The 22,151-nt window shown below is 41.7% G+C and carries 23 protein-coding genes and 3 pseudogenes; 7 read left to right on the plus strand and 19 right to left on the minus strand.

Features of this window, described 5'->3' with window-relative positions:
- Positions 1-150: 150 nt before the first annotated feature.
- The 9 genes from MKY75_RS13355 to metH form a co-directional block, all read right to left on the minus strand.
- Complete coding sequence (locus MKY75_RS13355) at positions 151-1,209, minus strand: SAM-dependent methyltransferase (RefSeq protein WP_165146666.1); 1,059 nt, start codon at positions 1,207-1,209, stop codon at positions 151-153.
- Between the two features lie 22 nt (positions 1,210-1,231).
- Positions 1,232-2,005: an ABC transporter ATP-binding protein gene (locus MKY75_RS13360; RefSeq protein ID WP_029517422.1), complete on the minus strand. Its 774-nt coding sequence runs from the start codon at positions 2,003-2,005 to the stop codon at positions 1,232-1,234.
- Positions 2,002-2,316: a thioredoxin family protein gene (locus tag MKY75_RS13365; RefSeq protein WP_029517421.1), complete on the minus strand. Its 315-nt coding sequence runs from the start codon at positions 2,314-2,316 to the stop codon at positions 2,002-2,004. The genes MKY75_RS13360 and MKY75_RS13365 overlap by 4 nt, the downstream gene beginning before the upstream one ends.
- The gene (locus tag MKY75_RS13370) at positions 2,313-2,651 is read right to left on the minus strand and encodes a cyclic-phosphate processing receiver domain-containing protein (protein ID WP_029517420.1); all 339 of its coding nucleotides are present in this window, start codon (positions 2,649-2,651) and stop codon (positions 2,313-2,315) included. The genes MKY75_RS13365 and MKY75_RS13370 overlap by 4 nt, the downstream gene beginning before the upstream one ends.
- Before the next feature lie 71 nt (positions 2,652-2,722).
- The gene (locus MKY75_RS13375) at positions 2,723-3,571 is read right to left on the minus strand and encodes a deoxyribonuclease IV (RefSeq protein ID WP_185156338.1); all 849 of its coding nucleotides are present in this window, start codon (positions 3,569-3,571) and stop codon (positions 2,723-2,725) included.
- Entirely contained in the window at positions 3,561-4,379 is an 819-nt protein-coding gene (locus MKY75_RS13380; protein WP_025724124.1) for an Fpg/Nei family DNA glycosylase, read from the minus strand. Before MKY75_RS13380 ends, MKY75_RS13375 begins: the two co-directional genes overlap by 11 nt.
- Positions 4,380-4,452: 73 nt before the next feature.
- Complete coding sequence (locus tag MKY75_RS13385) at positions 4,453-5,301, minus strand: TIGR01457 family HAD-type hydrolase (RefSeq protein WP_081317588.1); 849 nt, start codon at positions 5,299-5,301, stop codon at positions 4,453-4,455.
- 464 nt (positions 5,302-5,765) lie between these two features.
- Complete coding sequence (rnz, locus tag MKY75_RS13390) at positions 5,766-6,695, minus strand: ribonuclease Z (protein WP_165146687.1); 930 nt, start codon at positions 6,693-6,695, stop codon at positions 5,766-5,768.
- Positions 6,696-6,774: 79 nt separating this feature from the next.
- Positions 6,775-10,215 (minus strand): methionine synthase, encoded by a 3,441-nt coding sequence (gene metH / locus MKY75_RS13395; RefSeq protein WP_165146690.1) that lies wholly within the window; start codon positions 10,213-10,215, stop codon positions 6,775-6,777.
- A gap of 281 nt (positions 10,216-10,496) precedes the next feature.
- On the opposite strand from metH, the gene MKY75_RS13400 reads away from it, so the two are divergent.
- Positions 10,497-11,039 (plus strand): 1,2-dihydroxy-3-keto-5-methylthiopentene dioxygenase, encoded by a 543-nt coding sequence (locus tag MKY75_RS13400; protein WP_069011697.1) that lies wholly within the window; start codon positions 10,497-10,499, stop codon positions 11,037-11,039.
- Positions 11,040-11,138: 99 nt separating this feature from the next.
- Here MKY75_RS13400 and MKY75_RS13405 read toward each other — a convergent pair whose 3' ends face one another.
- The 4 genes from MKY75_RS13405 to MKY75_RS13420 form a co-directional block, all read right to left on the minus strand.
- A complete protein-coding gene (locus MKY75_RS13405; protein ID WP_029517414.1) occupies positions 11,139-11,933 on the minus strand; it encodes an HAD family hydrolase in 795 nt (264 codons plus the stop codon).
- Between the two features lie 155 nt (positions 11,934-12,088).
- Positions 12,089-12,598, minus strand: a complete 510-nt coding sequence (locus MKY75_RS13410; RefSeq protein ID WP_025724118.1) for a hypothetical protein — start codon at positions 12,596-12,598, stop codon at positions 12,089-12,091.
- Positions 12,599-12,718: 120 nt separating this feature from the next.
- The gene (locus MKY75_RS13415; RefSeq protein ID WP_013310543.1) at positions 12,719-12,925 is read right to left on the minus strand and encodes a DUF896 domain-containing protein; all 207 of its coding nucleotides are present in this window, start codon (positions 12,923-12,925) and stop codon (positions 12,719-12,721) included.
- A gap of 108 nt (positions 12,926-13,033) precedes the next feature.
- The gene (locus MKY75_RS13420; RefSeq protein ID WP_039271343.1) at positions 13,034-13,402 is read right to left on the minus strand and encodes a LysM peptidoglycan-binding domain-containing protein; all 369 of its coding nucleotides are present in this window, start codon (positions 13,400-13,402) and stop codon (positions 13,034-13,036) included.
- Between the two features lie 186 nt (positions 13,403-13,588).
- Between MKY75_RS13420 and lexA the strand changes: the two genes are divergently transcribed.
- The 5 genes and pseudogenes from lexA to MKY75_RS13445 all read left to right on the plus strand — a co-directional run bounded on the left by lexA (position 13,589) and on the right by MKY75_RS13445 (position 16,151).
- Positions 13,589-14,215 (plus strand): transcriptional repressor LexA, encoded by a 627-nt coding sequence (lexA, locus tag MKY75_RS13425; RefSeq protein WP_013310545.1) that lies wholly within the window; start codon positions 13,589-13,591, stop codon positions 14,213-14,215.
- Between the two features lie 283 nt (positions 14,216-14,498).
- The gene (locus MKY75_RS13430) at positions 14,499-14,801 is read left to right on the plus strand and encodes a hypothetical protein (protein WP_029517411.1); all 303 of its coding nucleotides are present in this window, start codon (positions 14,499-14,501) and stop codon (positions 14,799-14,801) included.
- Between the two features lie 235 nt (positions 14,802-15,036).
- On the plus strand, positions 15,037-15,201 hold the full coding sequence (locus MKY75_RS13435) for a hypothetical protein (protein ID WP_013310546.1): 165 nt from the start codon (positions 15,037-15,039) through the stop codon (positions 15,199-15,201).
- A 40-nt stretch (positions 15,202-15,241) separates the two neighbouring features.
- Positions 15,242-15,382, plus strand: coding sequence for a hypothetical protein (locus tag MKY75_RS13440; RefSeq protein WP_165146693.1), 141 nt, complete (start codon positions 15,242-15,244; stop codon positions 15,380-15,382).
- Between the two features lie 229 nt (positions 15,383-15,611).
- Positions 15,612-16,151: pseudogene (locus MKY75_RS13445) on the plus strand (GNAT family N-acetyltransferase).
- A gap of 221 nt (positions 16,152-16,372) precedes the next feature.
- On the opposite strand, the pseudogene tet reads toward MKY75_RS13445, so the two are convergent.
- Positions 16,373-17,750, minus strand: a pseudogene (tet, locus tag MKY75_RS13450) (Tet(L)/Tet(K)/Tet(45) family tetracycline efflux MFS transporter).
- A 600-nt stretch (positions 17,751-18,350) separates the two neighbouring features.
- Here tet and MKY75_RS13455 point away from each other — a divergent pair.
- Complete coding sequence (locus tag MKY75_RS13455; protein ID WP_029517409.1) at positions 18,351-18,671, plus strand: hypothetical protein; 321 nt, start codon at positions 18,351-18,353, stop codon at positions 18,669-18,671.
- A gap of 436 nt (positions 18,672-19,107) precedes the next feature.
- Here MKY75_RS13455 and MKY75_RS13460 read toward each other — a convergent pair whose 3' ends face one another.
- From MKY75_RS13460 to MKY75_RS13475, 5 genes and pseudogenes are all read right to left on the minus strand, one after another.
- The gene (locus MKY75_RS13460; protein WP_203055923.1) at positions 19,108-19,266 is read right to left on the minus strand and encodes a hypothetical protein; all 159 of its coding nucleotides are present in this window, start codon (positions 19,264-19,266) and stop codon (positions 19,108-19,110) included.
- A gap of 404 nt (positions 19,267-19,670) precedes the next feature.
- Positions 19,671-19,775 (minus strand): annotated as a pseudogene (locus MKY75_RS13465) (YjcZ family sporulation protein); the annotation flags it as partial.
- A 139-nt stretch (positions 19,776-19,914) separates the two neighbouring features.
- Positions 19,915-20,013 (minus strand): IS3 family transposase, encoded by a 99-nt coding sequence (locus MKY75_RS25605; RefSeq protein ID WP_416145682.1) that lies wholly within the window; start codon positions 20,011-20,013, stop codon positions 19,915-19,917.
- A gap of 441 nt (positions 20,014-20,454) precedes the next feature.
- On the minus strand, positions 20,455-20,844 hold the full coding sequence (locus MKY75_RS13470) for a hypothetical protein (RefSeq protein WP_039271255.1): 390 nt from the start codon (positions 20,842-20,844) through the stop codon (positions 20,455-20,457).
- A 20-nt stretch (positions 20,845-20,864) separates the two neighbouring features.
- A complete protein-coding gene (locus MKY75_RS13475; RefSeq protein WP_165146696.1) occupies positions 20,865-22,001 on the minus strand; it encodes a hypothetical protein in 1,137 nt (378 codons plus the stop codon).
- Positions 22,002-22,151: the final 150 nt, after the last annotated feature.

Raw genomic sequence — 22,151 nt, forward strand, 5'->3', positions numbered from 1 at the left:
CAAAAAAGGGAAAGCTGCCGCAAAATCAAATTTCCATGTCGCCATGAAAACCGTTTTCGCGGGATGCTTTCCCTTGATTTAAACATCATTATTATTTTTAAGGAACAATTTGGATTTATTATATAGCACACCTGTATCTATTGTAAAGTGTTATTTTCCATACTTAATCATGTACAGGGTAATCTCATCTCGATTATGGAATAGCTGCTTAGCTCGCTGAATCTGCATGCCGGACTCCTCAAATGAAGCAATTACATCATGAATGAGCGCCAAGGGCTTTTTATGCATTAGCTTGACCGTAACGATAGCAGTACCACCGCTTCGCAAACTATATAGTAAATCAGTAACGAGCCTTGCCATTTGCTTAGGACTCCAGCTCATATCACAAACCAGCAGATCGAACGAATTCTCTTTAAATTTGACTTCACTTGCATTTTTACGCAAAAAAGTCAGATTGGCGTACTTCATCAGTGATGGCTCCATCTTTGCCGGATCAACCGCAGTAACTTTCAGTCCCCGCTCCAGTAAGAAGGAAGTCCATCCACCCGGTGCTGCCCCAATATCCAGTCCCTGATGGAAAGCGCCAAAATCTATGCCGAACGTTACTTCTGCTTCCAATAGCTTGAATTTGGCACGGGAAATTTGTCCGTCTTCTTTCTGAAAACGAACCGCACCTCCGCTCCAATCCGATAGGTTGTCCTCAGGACGTGATACACCTGCATACCACGTATCTGTATCTGCAAAAACGGACACAATAACATCGGCGCCTTGTACTGTTTGCTCCATAGGTAGATCACTTAATTGTTCACTCAAAGCCTGCTTAAGTGCACCTGCGCTTTCAGTCCAGCTGCTATTAGATCCTTTGCGCACCTGTAAAGAAACACGTTGATCCATCAGTTCCTTGCGGTTACGGATGAATGCAACCAGACGCTCCTGCACCTGAACCAGATCCGTTCCTTCTTCCTGAAAATGAACAGGAAACAAGTGACGTAAAAACATCGGCGGCTGACCTGTAATTGTCCTCACTGCCTCAATTTCTTCCGCAGGTAATGTAGCCAGAAAAATTTCACCAGGTAAAAGCATCGTACTTTTCACAGAGCCAAATATTCTTCTAAGCTCCTCTTGAGCATAGGGTGCAAAACCGTGATTGGCCGTACAAATAAATCTTGATGATGACAAAGTAGATTCACTTTGTTCATCTGTACTCATATATAGTTCCTCCAAAATAACATTACCCTCCAGCGCACACCCGAATCCAGGGACGTTCTCCATCCCAATCCAGCTCAACCGAAACTTCATATGTGTGCATAATCAATTCTTTCGTTAAAACTTCTTTTTTCGGTCCAGCTGCTGCAACCTTACCATCACGAATCAATGCAACATGTGTAAATAGGGGGACAATCTCCTCAATGTGATGAGTCACATAGACCACTGATAAGTCCCGCTTGCGGAGCCGATCAATCTCGACCAGCATTTTTTCCCGCTCAAATAGATCCAACCCAGCACAAGGCTCGTCCATAATTAGCAGACGGGGTTCCGCCATCAGTGAGCGGGCCAACATCACCTTTTTACGTTCTCCTTGAGATAACGTCCCCAGCGGATGATGAATCAAGTCACCTAAATTCATACCCTCCAGCAAAGATATGGCCTTTTCTTTTGCCTCTGTTGGAATTTCCTGATAAAAGCGCAAAAAAGCATACGCACCTGTAGCGACTACTTCCCAAACTGGATCTTTTAGCGCCAGCTTTTCCAATAAGGTCTGACTGATATATCCGATCTGCTTGCGGACCTCCCGCACATCACATTGACCATACATTTGCCCAAGCACTTCAACCGTACCACGACTTGGAAACATATACCCTGTCATCATTTCCAGCAAAGTTGTTTTACCGGAACCATTGCGACCCAGAATAGCCCAATGTTGACCTTCTCGTATATCCAGGCTTACATCGTCCAATATCCGTCTTTCTTCCCGCTGCAACGTAATGCTCTTCATGGATATCATTCCATCACGCTCCTTATTTTGCTCAGCAAGTGTTCTACAGATTCCATTTTGTAGATGATTTCAGGATTATTGTTTTCACCATTATATATAAGAAGCGCGGGAACGCTGGATATCCGGTACTCCTGTACCAGTTCAGGAATATAGTTAATGTTGCTCTGCACCACTGCTCCTTCGGGGAGCAAATGCTCTGCTACCTCCAGCATCTTACGGGCAGCCGCGCATGTTCCGCACATGGGAGTGTACACAAACAAAGCCAGCTTGCATCCCTCCCATATGGCACGGCGCGCGTCTTTTTGTCCGATCTCTTTCATTGTTCAGACCCTTTTCTGATCTCTCGCATACGCTCCTCGGGTATGGGCCCATTATGCACGGTGACTCCCTCTGGCTTATTCGCATAGAGCAGCTCATACATGGCTCGCCGCCCCTCTGGACTGGAGGAATGCAAGTAAATTTCACGCGGATATAACCGTTTCCCTGCGATAGCAGCAGCCACATCTTTTCCCGTGGGTTGACCTGAACCCAAATCATAATCTAGCGATAGTATCGTAATAGGATATTCATGAAGCAGCAGCAGACACTCTTCCGCATCTCTTGCCAGCTTAAAGCCCGGAGGACAAGGCCGATAATCGTCCATAAACAAATACATCAACTTCTCCTCCTTTTCCCATATATGCAAGCTCACATGCCTCAAAGATAGTTATTATCAATCAGATTGATTTACTCCCAGCTTAGAATCATTTGAATATCCTCCTGATGTGTTCCATCAGGTCCCGTCTCACTCTCCAAAACGATAGGAATGCCTCTTACAGCCTCCTGATCTGTCATCCAGCGCATGCCCTCAGTACCAATGTAACCTTGCCCCACACGAGCGTGTCTGTCTTTTTTAGAGCCATACGGGTATTTAGAATCGTTCAAGTGAACTCCGCATAGAGCTGACCAATAGCCGAGACGGTTTCCTTTATCAATCAAAGCCTCGTCCATTCCACCGTTCCACAATCCTGCTGCATACGCATGACAAGTGTCCAAGCAAAAGCCGATACTGTCAGGATACCGGCACAACTGACGGATTTGCACCATTTCCTCAAGCGTGGTTCCCATAGGTCCATGATCCCCCGCCTGATTTTCAATCAATATTTTAGCATTTCCCTGCCAGCCTTCCAGCACATCATTAAAACAGTTAATGATGTTACGATAGCCCTCTAGAGGGTCTAACGAATGCATGTGACCAAAATGAACGACAATCCCTTTTGACCCACAGGCTTCAGCAATATCCAGATCATTGCGTAATGAAGCAATCGTCAGCTCATAAAGTTCCTGACCACGCTCAGACCCATGAGCCGGATTAACGGGATATGGCGAATGAGCAATGGATTGAAGCTGGTGCTCTACACAGTAAGCGTTGCAAGCAGCAGCATCAGTAGCACTCCATTCCTTCAGTCTCAGACTACGAGGATTTTTCGGGAAATATTGAAATGAACGCCCCTCCTGCTCTCGCGCACGCATAGCGGCTTTGAAAAAGCCACCACGCGTACTCACATGGGAGCCGATGAGCAATTTAGGCATCATGCTGCTGTACCGGGCAATAAAATGCTTTTTTCCCCGCCAGTTCAACCCTTACAATTTTTCCGCCACTTGGAGATTCTTCTCCTTCGCGGTCATATACTCGACACTGATGATCAAATCCACCTGTTAGCGTGTCTCCCTCCATTAGAGGCATTTCCATGTACCCGCCTTCCGCAGTAGCTTCACGTAGTACGGATTGAGTGGCATGGTATAGCTTTTCCACTTTTTCTGGCGACTGCACAATGTTTTGTACTTTGGAACCCGGTGTAAATCCGGCGATATAAGCAATTTCGTCCGAATAACAATTGCCAATACCTGAAAAAATCTGCTGATTCACCAGTGTTGTTTTTAAAATCCCCCGGCGTCCCTTCAGCCGTGCTGTAAACTTTTCCAACGTCATGCGGCGGTCTAACGGGTCAGGTCCCAGGTCTGACAAAGCCTCCTCTGTTTCTTTAGCCGTCAGCAAGTGCAGATAACCTAAGCGCAGTCCGATAAAATAAAGCTTTACTCCACTAAAATCTAATTCGATCTGAACTGTACGATCTGGACGCTGCTCCTCCGTTCCCAGAAATAACAGCCCTCCCAACATCAGATGAAGTACGAGCCGTCCGCCCGTGTTTAAATGAAAAATCAAATGCTTGCCTCGACGCTCTAAATATACAACGGTCGTTCCGAGCAATTGCTTCTCAAACGTTTCCACTTCAGTATTAATGGACTTTTCACGGCTAACCGTCACTCCAGTAATCGGAATGTCCAAAATTTGTTTGGATAATAAGATTCTGTAGTTTTCCATTTCAGGAAGTTCCGGCATATCAACATCTTTCCTTTCGTAGCTACATAGCTTTTAATGCTCGCAAGTTTTCTAAGGCATATACTTTTTTCTATTATCTCAGCTCTTCTTTCATCCAGTCCTGCAATTCAGCGAGATTTTCAAACATCAGGTCAGGTTTTACTCCAACGGTACGCACATGCTCGTCCATATTAGCGCGGGTCGTCACGCCCGACAGGATCAGAGCTGTTTTACAACCTGCTGCTGCACCTGCCGCAATATCTGTAAGCATATTATCGCCCACAACCAGAGCTTCATCCGCCCTAATGTTTAAGCGGTTCAGTGCATAATTCATCAATACGCTTGAAGGCTTACCGATGACAATAGGCTTTACCTGTGAAGCCGCTTCAATTGCTGCTCCAATCGTACCTGCTCCTGGCGTTAGCCCATCATGTGAAGGCAATTGGAGATCCGGGTTTGTCAAAATAAAAGTGGCTCCTTCCCGAATCCAACGCATGGCAGCGGCCAGCGCATCATATGTAAATTGACGATCTATCCCCTGCACCACATAATCAGGATGGTTCTCAACAAGCTGCAAACCGGCTCCTGTGAGTGCATCACGTAATCCTGTCTCACCAATACAATATACACGAGCTCCAGGACTTTGCTGTGCTACATATTGTGCAGCTGCTAACGCCGAAGTATATACTTCATGGCTGGCCGCTTTAATTCCCATACCAACCAAATGCTCAGCCACCGATTCGGGTGTGCGTGAAGCATTGTTTGTAACATAAGCATAAGGTATCTGGTCTGTACGCAATCGGGATATGAACAGATCCGCACCCTTGATCATCCGATTTCCATGATAAAGGGTTCCATCCAGATCAATTAGTAACGATTTTATCGCAATCCCCTCCCCCACTTCAAATCCATTCACATCATAGCATTGAAAATTATAATTCATCCTATGAACGATGTTCTCCTTCTTATTTAACCACCTTAATGATTCAGGTTATAAAATAATCGGCTGTCTCCATTCATCCCATCTATCTTAAGTCAAAAATGCTTATGAAGTCCATGAATTGCTGGTAAACCGTGCAAAATAGCGCCATTCCTCGCTAAAAGCCGTCGCTTTCACATGACATAAGTTCACATCTTCGTCGAAATCCATCGAAGGCGCTATTTCCTCAAAGGAAATCTTCTGTATTTCCTGATCATGCTCAAGACATAAAATCCTTTAAATTCGATATATAGAAACGCGAATATGACATACCTCCATATGTGGTAGAACAAATTCATCCCCACCACCGTGTACGGGTTCTCATCTCTTGTCGCATCCTGCGCTTTCCCGGAAAATAATTTCGGTGAAAAACAAAGGCACCGGAGCAAGCCCCGGTACCCATGCACATATCTTTCTCCAATCGTTTATTAACCGATATCGGGTACCGGTAACAACACATGCTGCTCCGCAAGCAATGAATTGGGAAATATGCTTCGCGCTTCCTCCAGCAATGGCTGAAGCTGCTCCTGATCTTTATACCTAGAACTAAAATGTGTCATGATTAGCTGACCCGCACCTGCGGCTTTTGCAGCCTCCGCTGCCTGAAGCGCCGTACTATGATGATACTCGTACGCTGTATCTACCAGTTCATGCAGAAAAGTGGCTTCATGAACGACGACAGTTGCATCTTGAGCCAGCACTACCGTATTCGGGCAAGGTCTCGTATCCCCCAAAATCGTGATGATACGCCCCTTTTTCGGCGAACCCAAAACATCCTGAGGGTGCAAAATAACTCCACCCTCTACCTCCACGCTTTCCCCACGCTTTAACTTACCGTACACCGGGCCGGGCTTGATTCCATATCGCTCCAACAGTTCTTGGTTAAGCTTACCGGGCTTATCCATCTCTACAACTCGGTAGCCATAGCTGTCGATCCGATGATCCAGCAAAGCTGACTCTACCCGGAATTGTCCGTCATCAAACAGAACCCCGCCCGTATGCTCCACAATATGTAGTTGGTAATTGATACGCGATTGGCTGATCCCTAAAGATAGCTCAATATATTGCTGGATTCCAGGCGGTCCATATACCGTCAGTGGTGTCGTTCCCCCCTGGTACGCTCTGCTCGACAGCAGCCCCGGCAGACCAAAAAGATGATCCCCATGCAAATGGGTGATAAATATTTTTTCAAGTCTGCTTAGTTTGAGCGGCGAACGCAATACCTCTTGTTGAGTGCCTTCACCGCAGTCGAACAGCCACATGCTTCTTCGTTCTTCCAGCAAACGAAGAGCGATGGACGTTACATTTCGCTGAATCGTAGGCACCCCTGCATTTGTACCGAGAAAATAAAATTCCATAACATTAACCTTCTTCCTGCTGACCAGCAAAAAACCTCCGAAGCTCGGAGGGTATTTGCTATCCCATCTGATAAAGGTGTTAAACCTTTTCGACGTTAAAATACTGCGCCTGAGGGTGGCTGAACACCATGGCTGATACAGAAGCCTCCGGTTCCATCATAAACCCTTCCGTCAGCTCAACGCCAATATCCTCAGGTTTTAACAACTGGAACAACGGCCCCTGTTCCTCCAGATCTGGACATGCAGGGTAGCCAAAGGATACCCGAATGCCTTGATATCTGGCACCGTGCCGCTGTTTCATTGTCATATCGGCAGGGTCCGGAAAACCCCAGCTATCCCTGATAATATGGTGAAGCCGTTCCGCTAACCCTTCTGCTACTTCGAGTGCTACCGCTTGAAGTGCATGCGAGCGCAGATAATCCCCTTTATCTTTCCACTGGGTAGATATCTGCTGAATCCCATGACCAGCTGTAACGACCATGAAACCCACATAGTCCATAACTCCGGATTCCACTGATTTCAAGAAATCAGCCAGACACAGATAAGGCTCTACCTGCTGGCGCGGAAATGTAAATGTGTGCAGTACCTTGCTCACATCCGACGGATCATAGATCAGAATTTGATTCCCTTGCGACTGCGCTGGAAAGAAACGATACATGGCATGTGCCTGGATGATTCCGTCTGTCACAGCTTCAAACATGATGCTGTCCACGGTTTCCTTCAACTGAATCGCTTTCGGATCTTCCGAAGCCAGCAGCTGCTCAACATTGCCTTTTAAACCAAGATGATGCCCCATTAGCATCTGCATATTCACGTAAGGCAAAATATAATTCAGTGGATAGTTACGCAGTACATGGCGATCCGTATCTGGTGGAATATAGACGGGCAGATCCTGAGCAATGTTAGAGCGCACAGCTCGAGTGAGTTTAGGGAGCGGCTTGGCTTCCACGACGATTGCCGCTTCAGCTTCTCGCTCAGCCTCCATCTCTTCGGCCATTTTTTTACGGGACTCAGGATTCATAAGCTTATTGGCAATATCTAGGCCATCCATAGCATCCTTTGCATAGGCAACCAGACCATCATACTCAGGACGGATACGATTTTTAGTGAACTTACGTGTTAAAGCAGCTCCACCCACCATTATTGGAATATCAATATTCGCATTTTTCAAATCCTGTGCGGTCAGCACCATTTGTTGTGCCGATTTAACAAGCAACCCGGATAAGCCAATCATGTCGGCCTTTTCTTCACGGTAAGCCTCAATAATGCGTTCTGGTGGTACTTTTATACCCAGATTCACAATATGGTAACCATTGTTGGATAGAATAATCTCCACCAGATTCTTACCAATGTCATGCACATCACCTTTGACTGTAGCCAACAAAATCTTACCTTTTACTGAGGATTCATTCTTCTCCATGAACGGCTCTAAATAAGCCACGGACGCCTTCATCACTTCAGCGCTTTGCAGCACCTCTGCTACAATCAATTCGTTATTGTTAAACAGTCGTCCTACTTCCTCCATCCCCTTCATCAGCGGGCCGTTAATAATCTCCAGCGAAGAATATTTCACAAGCGCTTGCTCCAGATCCGGAATGAGTCCCTCCTTACTTCCCTCCACTACGTAGGAAGCCAGTCTTTCTTCGAGCGAAAGGTTTGATATCTTTTCTTTTTTCTCCACTTTCTTGTTACGAAAAGCTGCTACAAAAGCGGATAAAGTATCGTCATTTGTTTTATAGATCAAGTCTTCCGCAAGTTTCCGCTCATGCTCTGGAATGGATGCATAACGCTCAAGCTTCTCAGTGTTTACAATCGCATAGTCCAGACCTGCTTTGGTACATTCATATAAGTAGACGGAATTGAGCACTTCACGACCCGCTTCCGGCAAACCAAAAGAAACGTTACTGATGCCCAAGATAGTATGCACTCCGGGAAGCGCCTCTTTAATAATGCGAATACCCTCAATCGTTTCCTTAGCTGAACCGATATATTGCTCATCACCTGTTCCTACTGGAAATACAAGCGTATCAAAAATTAGATCCTCCGCTGCCAAACCGTAACGGTTCACCAACAGATCATAAGAACGTTTAGCTACCTCAAGCTTATCCTCACGTGAAATAGCCTGTCCGCGTTCATCAATCGTACCAACAACAACAGCGGCGCCGTACTTATGAATAAGAGGAGCCATGTTCTCAAATTTCTCTTCACCATCCTCCAAATTAATGGAGTTAATAATTGCCTTACCTTGCGAATATTGAAGTGCTTTATCAATGACTTTTATATCCGTGGTATCAATCACCAAAGGTACTTTTACCTTGTTTACAACCAGTTTCAAGAACGCTTCCATATCCGTCATTTCATCGCGATCCGGGTCCTGCACACAAATATCAATGACATGCGCTCCGCTTTTTACCTGAGCGCGGGCAATTTCAGATGCCTCTTCATATTTGCCTTCCACAATCAAACGCTTGAATTTGCGGGAGCCCAGAACATTCGTTCGCTCACCAACCATATACGGACGATTGTCCTGTTCAATATATACAGGCTCAATGCCTGATACGGCAGGAGGATGATGACCTACCAGCGGACGTGGCTCAAACTGCGCCATACTTTCACTCATAACTCGAATATGCTCAGGCGTGGTACCACAACAACCCCCAGCAATATTCAGCCAGCCTTTTTCAGCGAAAGCAGCCATTTTACGTGCTAATGAATCAGGCGATTCATGGTATTGGCCATTTTCATCGGGCAAGCCCGCATTTGGATAACAGCTAATAGCTGCAGAGGACATTTCAGACAGAGAGCGAATATGATCACGCATAAACTCTGGACCTGTAGCACAATTCAATCCAATCGAAATGGGATGTAAGTGTTCAAGTGATATGCAAAAGGATTCGATATTTTGTCCGGCCAACGTCGTTCCCATAGGCTCAATCGTGCCTGAAATCATTAGCGGAAGCTCGATACCTGTCTGCTCAAAAGCCTGCCGAATTCCGATGCTTCCAGCCTTGACGTTAAGCGTATCCTGTGAGGTCTCCAAAAGGAGTACATCCACGCCGCCTTCAATAAGCGCCAAGGCCTGCTCTTGATAGCTGTCAATCAGCTCAGCAAATGTAACACCACCTGTGACAGACAAGGTTTTCGTGGTTGGGCCCATAGCTCCTACTACAAAACGAGGCTTGTCCGCAGTGCTGTATTTATCCACCGCGTTACGCGCCAGTTTGGCCGCCACCAGATTAATTTCACGGGCACGTTCCTGTATATCGTAATCCGCCAAAACGACGGATGTTGCTCCAAATGTATTCGTTTCAATTAGGTCTGCCCCAGCCTTCAAGTAGGCTTCATGAATCCCTTGAATGACATCCGGTCTCGTTAAGACCAGCATTTCATTACAGCCCTCCAGCTCTTCCCCACCAAAATCATCGGGGGAAAGGTCTTCCTGTTGAATCATGGTGCCCATGGCCCCATCAAGAAGGAGTATTCTTCGTTGTAATGCATCCTGCAAGCTAACTTTATCCAAATTTCTTCACCCCCGCAAAACGTTAAATCCTAGTTTAGCAGAAACCGTATCATTTAGATAGATTGAAGTAAAAACATACGTTTTATACAGGTTGTTCTTTGTAAAAATGACTTCTCTAATCCATTTTTATAGTTTGTAGCATTTTAGAACGTACTTAACCCTGTATCCTTTAGCTATAGCCATTTGCATTATAAAATGTTGAAATCCTGTATTGTACAACGTTTCAAGACATGGTATTCTTTATATAACATTAATCCAAGTGGAAAAGAGGGAATAAATACATGGCCGAAATCTTAATACGTAATACGAATGAAAGAATTAACGGTGAAGAACAAGTACGTGAATTTCTGGAGAGTCACGAGATATTGTATGAACATTGGGATGCTTCCAAATTGTCCGGGGAGCTGCAAGAGAACTTTACCTTAACAGATGATCAAAAGGCCGCTGTTCTCAAAACATTTGAACCCGAAATCAAGGATTTAGCCGCACGTCGCGGATATAAAATATGGGACGTTATCACTCTATCTGAAGCAACGCCGAATTTGGACGAGCTGCTGGCCAAGTTTGAGCAAATTCACACCCATACCGAGGATGAAATCCGTGCCATTGTCGCTGGTAAAGGCATCTTTATCATTAAAGGACCTGAAGAGATCGGCTATTTTAACGTAGAGCTTTCACCGGGGGACGTTATCTCCGTACCCGAAAATATACCTCACTTCTTCACTTTAATGGAGAATCAAAAGATCGTGGCAGTCCGCTTGTTCATTGAAGAAAATGGCTGGATTGCGGAACCGTTCGAAGATCCAACCTTCATTAAAGCATAATTACGAATTTATCCTTGTGTAAATAAAAAACTCCCTCTGCTCTGTGACAATCGAGCGAAGGGAGTTTTCTTAATACTCGTTTCTAAAGGTGTAGATTTCTTACTTTAACGACTGAATAATTCCATCCAATTCAGACAGATGCTTGATTTGAAACTTCGGCTTGATCTCTGTGGTATTGGTTTTGGCGTTTCGGTTCACCCACACCGAGTGAACACCTGCTGCCAACGCTCCTTGAATATCAGTCGTCAGCTTATCTCCTACCATTAAAGCATGTTCGGGCTCAATACCAAGAAGCCCCAACGCATGCTGGAATATAGACGGATCCGGCTTGCCTCGACCAAATGAACCTGAAATGACCACATGATCAAAGAAAGGAGCTAATTGAGGAACTCCATCCAGTTTCTCCTGTTGTAAATCAGGGGAACCGTTTGTCAACAATAACAGCTTGTACTGTCCCTTCAATTGTTCTAGAATTTCAAACGTTTCTTCATATACATGGGGACGCGCGCGTCTTTCCGAAGCAAATTGGGTAGCCAGCTTTTCCGCCAACTTCTCATTATCTATCCCTAGTTGCTGGAGTCCTCTGCGCCATGATTCCTTTCGATAAACAGGGGCCAACTGTTCCAATTGACGGAATTCAGGCTGCTCACCTGCTGTAAAATTCGCCCACAATCCTTCAAACGGATTAATGCCGATCATTTGAGTAAAACTAAAGGTTTCATAGGATTCATACAAAGCGCGTGCTTCTTTACGTACGGCTTCCTCCAGAGCTTTTGGATCAACACCTGCTTCACGGGAGCCTGTTTGACACGCTGCATCAAATGCCTCTTCTACACTACGTTCATCCCACAAAAGGGTATCATCAAGATCAAACATTACCGCCTGAATCGTCATCTGAATTATCCACTCTCTTTCCACAGTATATGTACGCCTATTTGCTTGATTAAGCATTTGAATCGTTATGTGTGCCCATATTAAGCAAGCGGCCGCAGCATGTTATATGAAATAACATCATACGGCCTTTGTTACAGAGCTACAGGCTAAATCAGTTATTTCTTGTCAACCTGTATCTGATTGGATAGCGCAAACTTCTCAAGTCGCTCTGCAATGGCATCCGTGTCATAGCGACCTAATGATTTTGTGAAAATAAAATTACCACCCTTACCTTTTCTTTCAACGGTTACGTAACCCTTTTCAATCTTGATGGCTTTCATGTCCCCTGCCGTCATTGGACGTTCTCTACCACCTTTCAGCATATAGAGAGTATCCTTTCCCACTTTCAGATAAGGACGACGGATAAAAAAGATAACAGCCAACATCAAGTACAGGCCGAATACAAGCCAATCCATCCCTCGCATACCGGTCTTAGTCAAAAAGTAACTCATAAGCATGTACAATACAGAAAGACCAGCCAGCATAATTGGCACAGTAATGTTACGGCCACGGAAAATATCCATTGCAGAACCTGCGCCGCTAATGGTTTGAATACCTTGCTTTTTGCGCGATTTATTTAAATGCGCTGTGTTTTTGCGTACTTTTCTTTCAAATGATCGGGCCATCTCTCAATTCCTTCCCAGATATATTACATTAAAACAATTGCCTCAAAGCTGATCTATATAGATACCATGAGAGGTACCTAAAACAAAAGGCAAATTGCAGGCTTGGGCGCTTTAACAACATTAATGCTTCAGCCCGTCATTTCCCTTCGATGTATCATCGTCCACAAATTCAATCGTTTCAAGCTGCTGCCGAAAATTACGGCGAATGTTACCTAAATAAATTTCTCGAAGATTGGCGCGCTCTGTGGCTTCCTCTTCCGTCAAACCCTCGGATTTTGCTTTGCGCGCTAATTCATTAATGCGCTGTACCAAGCTGTCTATATCCAAATTGTGTCCCCTCCATAAAAGCAAAGATATAATACACTTTGACATGTAGAAAAGAGCTTGTCAAGGCTCCCGCATTACGCTCCCTGACAAGCTCTAATAGTCAATAGATCATAAGTCAGGAAGCTTGAGTACCTGACCTGCCTGCACTCCCCGATCCTCTAAACCGTTAATCCGCACAATTCCTTCTATATATACCCGTGTATCCATTCGTTCCGGTTTATGATTCGCGGCAATCTGCCACAACGTATCCCCAGGTTGTACCGTCAGTTTAGTCACTTCTTCCTTGGAAGCTGAAGGAGCCGCGAAAACCGTAAGTACACCTGCTCCTGCAATCCAAGCAACAATCACTATAATAAGAAGCTTAAGTAAAAGAGTATGGGTAATAATCTGCATAAAACGCGCCCTACCCTCTTTTCGGGTCTCCTGTAAATTTTCTATATTCATTGGAAAAATACTTTGATAGGTGCTATATTTCATCATGGCTGTGTCCTCCAAACGTTTGTTCTTATGTTTTCACAATATAACACGAACGTTTGTTTTGTTCAATAGAAAAGAGAACAAAAGTTCGCAATTTTTTTAGGGATTATTTAGAACTTATGTTTGTACGAACGGAGGTTCTATGCTATAATTTTCCCAAACGTTACTAAATGGGGTTGATACGGTATGTCTAAGATTTCGAGCCGCCAGCAGGCCATTCTTGAATTTATCCGCAATGAAGTGCGTCTAAAGGGATACCCCCCTTCTGTACGCGAAATAGGCGAGGCTGTCGGATTGGCCTCCAGTTCTACGGTTCACGGTCATTTGGATCGCTTAGAGAAAAAAGGACTCATTCGCCGCGATCCTACAAAACCACGGGCTATTGAGTTACTCGGTCAAGACGAATCGGATAACAGCAACTTGATTAATTACTCCATTAGTCGTGTCCCCGTCGTCGGCAAAGTAACCGCTGGTCTTCCTATTACGGCGACAGAAAATATTGAAGATTACTTTCCTCTTCCCCAACACTTTGTTGGTGAGGATAAAATATTCATGTTATCTGTTGTAGGCGAAAGCATGATTGAGGCTGGGATTGCTAACGGAGACTATGTAATCGTACGTCAGCAGCAGACCGCTGATAATGGCGATATTGTTGTAGCTATGACAGATGAAGACGAAGCTACAGTTAAAACCTTCTACAAAGAAAAAGATCATATCCGGCTTCAACCTGAAAATCCAGCCTTTGAACCGCTTCGTCTGACACACGTCAGTATTTTGGGCAAAGTTGTAGGACTCTTCCGGGACTTCCACTGATTTCTCGTTCTTCCTTCCCCGTTATTCTATCCCCTAATACAAAACCGGCTGCCTAGGGCAAGCCGGTTTTGTATTGTTATTATGCTTACTATGTATCTCACAACTATTCTTTCCTTTTTGCAACCTATTCCTATTGTATCTACTATAAAATCAGCCTCATCATCTCAAATAATCCCCCACTGATCTTGAACAGCTATACTGTTATGGGAAAAACTAATAGATCTTTCTTTCTTTTAGCTAAATATGGTATATTAATTACTCATAGCTCTGTAGGAGGAATTAAATGAAAAAAATAATAATTTCAGCGTTTGTTATGATATTTATCGTCGTAAGCTGTGCAGTTCCAACAATGGATCATTTGTATGCAGAAGAGAAATCACACATAACAACCTACGATCGTATTCAGTACATACAAATACTCATCCATTTCAGGTATTTAGAAAAGCAACTTGAAGCTGTAATTTCCGAAAGAAATAATTACCCAGAGGCCAGCCAAGAATATAAACAGCTCTCAGAACAACTGAATCATATTCTTGCCCAAGAGGCATACTACGAAAAAAAACTTAACACCCTTAATAGTAAATAATTTTCATACAAACTGCATATTATCTTTATTCTACACATTAGACTCATGCCGACCTGCCTGTAACATCTCCTGCAACGTAAAGTTGAAAAGGCGAAGACAGGTTCGCATGAGTTTTTTTGTTAACCTTTAGGGATATAGGTACTAGCTTCTTTTTGCTTCTAATAGATTTATGCTGATACATTACTATCACAATTGACATATATATATAGCAGAACTAAGCAAAGGAGATATGCAGATGATCAGAAATAGAGTTAAAACGTATAAGCATCGCATCGGGAAAAACAGATATCTGGTCGTTAAAGTCTTTCAAGCCGCAGCTGCTAAAACAGGAAGCGGAAATGCACTAGCAACCAATGCCTTGAATATCAAAATTTCCAAGCGTAAGCATAAACGCCACTAAGATTCAACCGCACCTTCATTTCTTGAAGGGAGGTGATATTATGAGCAGAAGACATTGCAGACGTGATTTAAGAAGAAGAAGATTGAACATCCGTTCCAATCAAAGAGCCACTGCGCGTGCAAGAGGTAACGCACTGGCTGTTAATTTGTTTAGCGTAAACGATAGACAACGCAGACGTTAATAATTGTTTCCATGCAAAAAGCGGGAGGAATTCTTCCTGCTTTTTTGTGTTAAATAGCACACCTAACTACTGCTATGAATCATTTAAGCAAGCGGAGGGGGATCTAAAATATCACACATAGTTGAACAGTCGCTACTATTTTACTCTTTTATAAATCTAACAGACAGGAAAAAGTGGTTCTCTTTTAGAATAATGTGCATAGAGAAATTAAACCAGAAGGAGACAAGCCATGATAATTAAAATGTCACTTTCAAATATGGGGGATTTTAAAAAGTCAAATGAGAATAACGGCTTTATTGTGTCAGGAAAAATTATACCTAAATACGAGAACAACATTTGGTCATATATATAAGAAAGTTTTCCCGAACCATATTTTAAACAGTATGAGGATGATGACGTCGATATCAGTTATATTAATGAACAAGGAAAATCTATTTTTTTATATTATGATGAGAACGACTGTGTTGGGAAAATTAAACTTTGTACTTATTGGAATGGCTATGCTCTAATTGAGGATATTGCCGTTGCTAAAGACTCGAGACACAAGGGAATCGGAGCAGCCTTATTGAGTAAAGCAACCGAGTGGGCTAAGCAGAATAATCTTGTTGGCCTTATGCTTGAAACACAGGATGTGAATATTTTAGCTTGTCGATTCTATGCTAAAAATAACTTTGTAATCGGCGGAGTTGATACTATGCTATATTCTAACTTTTCCACAGCCCATGAGAAAGCGATTTTTTGGTATTATAAGTTTAAGTATTCAAATTAGCCTATCCTTCTGTAATAAGGCCGAATTTAAAAACAATACCATCTTGTACGCACACTTTGCATTGCTACTTTTCCCGTATCTAGTAAAATCAAACTGATCAGCACACAAAACTCTGCCGACCAATTAAGGTTAGCAGAGCTTTTGATTTATTTTTAGAGTATTCACTTACTTCAAACGTGAGGATGCGATCATTTTCAGCATGTAATCCTTTTTTGCTCTTATCAGGAATCTGAAACTGAACGTTTATATACAATAACAGATAAAATCCCGCTAATTATAATGACCACTGAAAAAATCAATAACATATTGCTATATAAATAAGCAGATGGAAAATTAATGATTGGTATAAATTTTTGATGAATAAGACGTATTGACAATAAGCCTCCTACAACTGAAATCCCCGTTCCTTCTGATAAAAAGCTTATAAAATTAAGCAAGCTCATTCCTGCGCCAGCTTCTTCTTGTTTTAAACTACTTGAAACAATAGTGGATATTACTGTTTTAATAAAAGAAAGACCACCGAAAACAAAGACTAGAATAATAGACATCAGCCAAGGTGTCATTTCAATAAAGAAAGCAGCTACCAAAAAACTGACGGCAAGAAATGCAACGCCGACTGCTAGCACATGTAAGGAACCTTTCTTATCAACAAGTGCTCCTCCAAGAAAACCAAAGAAAATAACACTCATCGTTCCAGGAAAAATAATTCCACTGCCAATCATTGCGGTACTTAAGTGGTGAACGTCTTTCATCATATAAGGGACCATAGAAACAAATCCAGCTACGGTACCAAACATAAGCCCCCCACAAAGGATTCCTATCATAAATGCAGTATTTTCCCCCAATGAAGAATCAACAAAAGGATTGGTTACTTGTCTGATATGTTTTAAAAAGATCAAGAAAAATAGAACACTTATCACCAGAAAAGAAATTCTGTAAGAAGTTGTATACAACATAAACAATACAATACCTAGAGATATAAGCACGATTCCTGCAATGTCAAACGAGCCCTTTGAAATGACTTCCTTTTTCAATAATTTTATCAGGAAGGGAACAGTTACAAAAGTTAAAACAGGAAGAAGCAGTAAATAAGACCAATGAATATAATGAGCAATCACCCCACCAATAGCCGGTCCTATCCCTTCACCCATTGCTACGATAGACCCGATGAGGCCATATTGCCTTTCCCCTGTTTTCTTTTGGGATATAGCGAGCAACTACGACCATCACAAGTGAAGGAAATGCAGCTGCACCAATCCCTTGTATAAATCGTCCCAAGATAAGTGTTGGAAAAAAAGTATGTCCCACAAATCCAATTAATGATCCTATGCAATTCACTATGATTCCAAACAGGAGCAACCTTTTAATACCTAACTGATCAGATAACTTTCCGTATATAGCTGTTCCTATAGAAAAACTTAGCATAAAGGCAGTATTCACCCAATTTGTAATGGCTGGTGTCTTATTGAATTCATCAGCAATATCAGGTAAAGAGATATTAAGAACCATTTCATTTAACACACTAAAAAACGAAAGAACACAAAGCCACATTAAAATTTGGTTATAGCTCAAAACGGACTGTGAATAAGGGGTTTTCACTTTTGACCCTCCAGAAATAAGATACATTCAAGACATGAGTGTATCCTTGCTCCATATCATTGGAGGTTTAATACAGCGCCTATTTCCATACGAGAAAATGTAATGATCTTTTGGTCACCATCCCAGCCCCCTATGATTACAATATAGAGCGTATATCGCTCTTGTGGTCCCCTCTTCCAAAACCAGCAGACGCGCCTTTATGTCCATTACACTGCTACCTGTTCTTATCTCCAGTCCTTCATGTTGGACCACGTCATTGCTCAGTAGAATAATTGTACAGTATTGGTAATAGCGTTTTGATATAACAAAGCGTTCAGCTTCTTTATTACCTGTCGATTTCCGTATACTGTACAGATCAGAACAATGAACGATAAAAGCGGATACAACTATTGTGCAACAATAGCGGAATTAGACGGTTGCCAAAGTGACACTGAACTTTTACAGATGTTTATGATGGTGTACGTGAAGCCAAGGAGAAGAATATGGGGGCGATATTCCTGTGCCAGTAGGATAAGACAAGAACCTAATTAAGCGTACAATCGCAGCACGTTAGATACATTTAAACTAATCAGGAAATTATCCAAGTAGGAGGGAATAACCATGGCATTTGAAGGTTATAGAGAAGACAAGCGAGGACAATGGTTTGACTGGCCATTCCCCTTGTCGGTATCAATACTGTATGTGGATGCGGATGTAGATGAAACAGAAACGAAATGGTACCTCATTATCGAACAAGAAAAACATTTGATCCGAATTAGGGATGAAAAGCAAATTGAACTGCTTCATCACTGCATGTATGGAATCTTGTTAAATGACGAGAATATCAACTGGATTATTGATAAAAATGGCGGTAGATTTACCTATCACGACAGTGTGCAAGATTTCATCAAATTCCAGAAAGAATACCTGGATATATTTTAAAAACCGTGAACAGTTAAAAGCTCTGCCGACCAATTAAGGTAACAGAGCTTTTCGATTTATTTAGAGTATTCACTTACTTAAATACACTTTTGGAATCAAGCCGACTTTAGAGCAGTGGAAAAGGCTACGATCCGGCGTGGATCAATCGTCGTCAAGTGGTTTGCCGACCGTTAATAGCAGTTTCATAGTCTTAACTTTCACTCGCTAGGTACTAACTTCTCCATATGTATTAGTTGTGATTTCGTACTGGCAAGGTCATTATTGTGAGTTATTGGTACTTTTTGGGCAATTAGTTAAAGCTAAAGCTCACGTATCGTCACAATACATGTATGGACTTTGGCTAGATTTTTTAGAACCCCCACCGTTGTCGTGAAATTCACTATTCTGTACCGTTACGTCGGAAAATCCTTTTATATGGAGCCCCATATTTGTATTTTTAATCTCTATGTTCTTTCTCAAAGAGTACCTTATCGTTCACATAGCTACTACCTTCCAACAGAATACCATAATTTGTAATGCTAACATAACTTGGCACTTTATCAGGCTCGGTTGTTGCTACACCATGCACTGTTAAATTTTTAATAATTACATTCAATGCCCGGTTTGAATTGTTCGAAGTTAAAGCTCCATTATCCCTAGTTAGCATCAATTTGCAGCACTGTAGCCCCCTTACCCACTGTGGTAATAGTAACATTACTCTTTAGATATATTGGTTTTTTGATGCTGCAATTACATTTGTTTACTTCAACCTTCATCCTACCACCTCTTTGAGAATTTTATCTAACAGAAGCCTGATAAGCCAGCAGTGGTCTTGACTCGCTACTGAAAAGATAAAATGAAATACAATAAGCGCAAAACTATTATGGCAGGAATCCACCAAGTATTTGCCGAAAGAGAAGCGAATACGGTGGCTATTGCCAAATAGCTTATGCGCTCAATGGGCTCAACTATTGAATATCCATGAGTGAAATGATATTTTCCAACAGTTCTTTTTACAAACTAAACCCAAAGTGATTTAGTGATGATAACTAAGAGAATAAAGAGCACTAAAATTGCCGCTGTAGAAGTCCATACACCGCCGCCACCTGTATTTTCATAGGCACCCCTCTCTTTTAACCTCCTTTATTTGTCGTTACCTTAATATATGTTTAAATACGTTCTATGATAGGGCATGCAGGTAAATAAAAAAACACTAGCTTAGCTAGTGGTCAAGTCCCCATTTTATAGACACGGAAAAAAGCCCCTAGACTATAAGCTGCTTTCGATATTCTTTCGGAGGCAACTTATTTAACTTTCGTTGTGATCGACTTTGATTATAAAATCGAATATAGTAGCCAGTTATGTGAGTCCTTCATTACTTGTAATTAAAGGAGATGGGAAGATATCTTTCGAATACATCGCTTTAAACATCAATATATCGGTCTATATATCCTGTCCGTATCTGTATCAATCACGAAACCAACCTCTGTGTCATCTTCAAAACGTAATCGATCAAAATTATGAAGTCGACAAAATATATCAGGTAAATCTCTAATATTAAGACTCAGCATTTTTGCTTGTATATACTTTTGATATAGTTCTTCTTGTGTGCATAGGGGACCAGTAATCAAATTCTGAAAAAAGAAACCTTCAATTTTAATAATCATAATATCACCACTGGTGGTAACCATTCTTTATAAATTTAAAATACTTACATAACAATAGCTCAACTAAAGCGCATGTTAAGTTAACCTTTGTGAACAAGTTAAATCTCCCTTGCTACCACATTTGTTTATGATAGCTTCTATTTTTCCGTTAATTTATTAAATATCTCTCTATCTTCGGAAGTAAAGTCAGAAATCCGTTTCTTTTTCACGTATGTGTTGGTACTTGAATCCAATTTGATGAAGCCATTTTCCCCAACCATATATACGATATTTTTTTTTATCTTATATGACACAATATTATCAACAGCTTTTTCCGTTGGAGCAGCAAGATGATTATAAAGTATTAAACAGTTGTCCCGCCCCCCTCTCAAAATTTGAAAAGTCCCGTCACCAAAATATTCTACGGTATCTTTTCCATCTGGGTATTTATAGTTCGTATTATCCGCAAAATTTACTAGAAAAATTATAGTAGTAGTTATAACTAGTAGAGAGACCAAGATCAAAATAAAGATATATCTAAACTTCATCTGCAATTCATACCTCACTTCTAGGCTTTTCTTGTATCAGTTACTGTTACATAAGACGTATACTCATTGAGTGTTCCCCATGATTCCATTATATTTGTTAGATTGGCCGCAGCCCAACCGAGTTTGTTGTTCCCAGTAAACATTCGTTTAAAATTAAACTCGAAATTATATTTATCATAATATATTGTAGTAATTTTCCATTGCCCGTTAACGTAATCCCCATTTATTTCATAATACATGTTGTGAAAAGCATTATATAAATCTCTATCACTTTCTAATTGCGCAGATCCATTATAAGAAAAACTTTTAACTTTTTTACCATTAGCTTTTTTGACTTCATCATTAACTATTGCGATGTGCTCTTTAGATTTTTTAACTTGCTGCGCCTCATATGACCACTCGTTAAAGTGTAAATTTCCTGGTTTGTAGTCAAGTGAATGTTGAAGTAAATGGGCTGTGATGTCTCCGTACTTCTTTCGAGCTATAGGAACAGCTACTAATGTAAATGCTTTACGATCAGGATAATGTATTACAGTATCTGTCGAATCTTTTACCTTCTCTACGCCTCGTACCCAAGTCTTTTCTAGTTCTACCATAGGATTTTCAAACGGAAAAGTAATATTTCCTGCATACACTAACATATTCTTACTATATGCACCTTCCAGTACTTTTTGCGAGACATCAGACTGATCCTTTTCTCTTGTTTCCTTAGGTTCTAACTGAGGACTGTATTGAATTTTTCCCAATTGATCTTCTTTTTGTTTTAGAACGAGTTCAAACTCAAGGATCTCTTTGCTGGTATCAATCTGTTCTTGATACTTTACTACATAAGCGTGTGTAAACGTAATATCTCGGATTGTGTTTTCATTTCTAACGATTTGGATATTACATTTGCGATAGTAATCCTCACTATCAGGTTTATATTCTGTATTTGCCCATGTATACAGCATGTTGGAATTATCCGCATTGTCTATAACTGAAGGAAGCGAATGAAGCGGAATTTTGCTTCCAATATGTAGCGAATGAGCCAAGTTTGGAGACTTAGCTGAAAGGTTTATGGAACTATTATTCTTATAAGTAAAGCCAGTGATTTCACCTTTTACAAACTCAATTGGCTCACCACCGGATTTGCGTTCTATTCTTAATGAAATACTCATTAAAATAATCTCCTTTGTTAAATTAATCTGGTTTTGCAGGAAAAATTTATGAAGACTAATTTCCAAATATTAATATATACGAAAAATATTAAATAGTAAACATATTTTCAACGTGATAAAGGACATCAATTGAGTTTCGTAACCTCGGCA

Source organism: Paenibacillus sp. FSL L8-0663 (assembly GCF_038008125.1).
In the GTDB taxonomy this organism is placed as follows: domain Bacteria; phylum Bacillota; class Bacilli; order Paenibacillales; family Paenibacillaceae; genus Paenibacillus; species Paenibacillus polymyxa_D.

Coding starts and splice junctions, on each gene's coding strand:
- MKY75_RS13410 (WP_025724118.1), bottom strand. CDS start 12,598: ATGGCCCGATCATTTGAAAGAAAAGTACGCAAAAACACAGCGCATTTA.
- MKY75_RS13455 (WP_029517409.1), top strand. CDS start 18,351: ATGGCATTTGAAGGTTATAGAGAAGACAAGCGAGGACAATGGTTTGAC.
- MKY75_RS13385 (WP_081317588.1), bottom strand. CDS start 5,301: ATGAATTATAATTTTCAATGCTATGATGTGAATGGATTTGAAGTGGGG.
- MKY75_RS13435 (WP_013310546.1), top strand. CDS start 15,037: ATGATCAGAAATAGAGTTAAAACGTATAAGCATCGCATCGGGAAAAAC.
- MKY75_RS13370 (WP_029517420.1), bottom strand. CDS start 2,651: ATGTATTTGTTTATGGACGATTATCGGCCTTGTCCTCCGGGCTTTAAG.
- MKY75_RS13440 (WP_165146693.1), top strand. CDS start 15,242: ATGAGCAGAAGACATTGCAGACGTGATTTAAGAAGAAGAAGATTGAAC.
- MKY75_RS13405 (WP_029517414.1), bottom strand. CDS start 11,933: ATGACGATTCAGGCGGTAATGTTTGATCTTGATGATACCCTTTTGTGG.
- MKY75_RS13470 (WP_039271255.1), bottom strand. CDS start 20,844: ATGAAGTTTAGATATATCTTTATTTTGATCTTGGTCTCTCTACTAGTT.
- MKY75_RS13475 (WP_165146696.1), bottom strand. CDS start 22,001: ATGAGTATTTCATTAAGAATAGAACGCAAATCCGGTGGTGAGCCAATT.
- lexA (WP_013310545.1), top strand. CDS start 13,589: ATGTCTAAGATTTCGAGCCGCCAGCAGGCCATTCTTGAATTTATCCGC.
- MKY75_RS13380 (WP_025724124.1), bottom strand. CDS start 4,379: ATGCCGGAACTTCCTGAAATGGAAAACTACAGAATCTTATTATCCAAA.
- MKY75_RS13420 (WP_039271343.1), bottom strand. CDS start 13,402: ATGAAATATAGCACCTATCAAAGTATTTTTCCAATGAATATAGAAAAT.
- MKY75_RS13365 (WP_029517421.1), bottom strand. CDS start 2,316: ATGAAAGAGATCGGACAAAAAGACGCGCGCCGTGCCATATGGGAGGGA.
- MKY75_RS13360 (WP_029517422.1), bottom strand. CDS start 2,005: ATGATATCCATGAAGAGCATTACGTTGCAGCGGGAAGAAAGACGGATA.
- MKY75_RS13375 (WP_185156338.1), bottom strand. CDS start 3,571: ATGATGCCTAAATTGCTCATCGGCTCCCATGTGAGTACGCGTGGTGGC.
- MKY75_RS13355 (WP_165146666.1), bottom strand. CDS start 1,209: ATGAGTACAGATGAACAAAGTGAATCTACTTTGTCATCATCAAGATTT.
- rnz (WP_165146687.1), bottom strand. CDS start 6,695: ATGGAATTTTATTTTCTCGGTACAAATGCAGGGGTGCCTACGATTCAG.
- MKY75_RS13400 (WP_069011697.1), top strand. CDS start 10,497: ATGGCCGAAATCTTAATACGTAATACGAATGAAAGAATTAACGGTGAA.
- MKY75_RS13430 (WP_029517411.1), top strand. CDS start 14,499: ATGAAAAAAATAATAATTTCAGCGTTTGTTATGATATTTATCGTCGTA.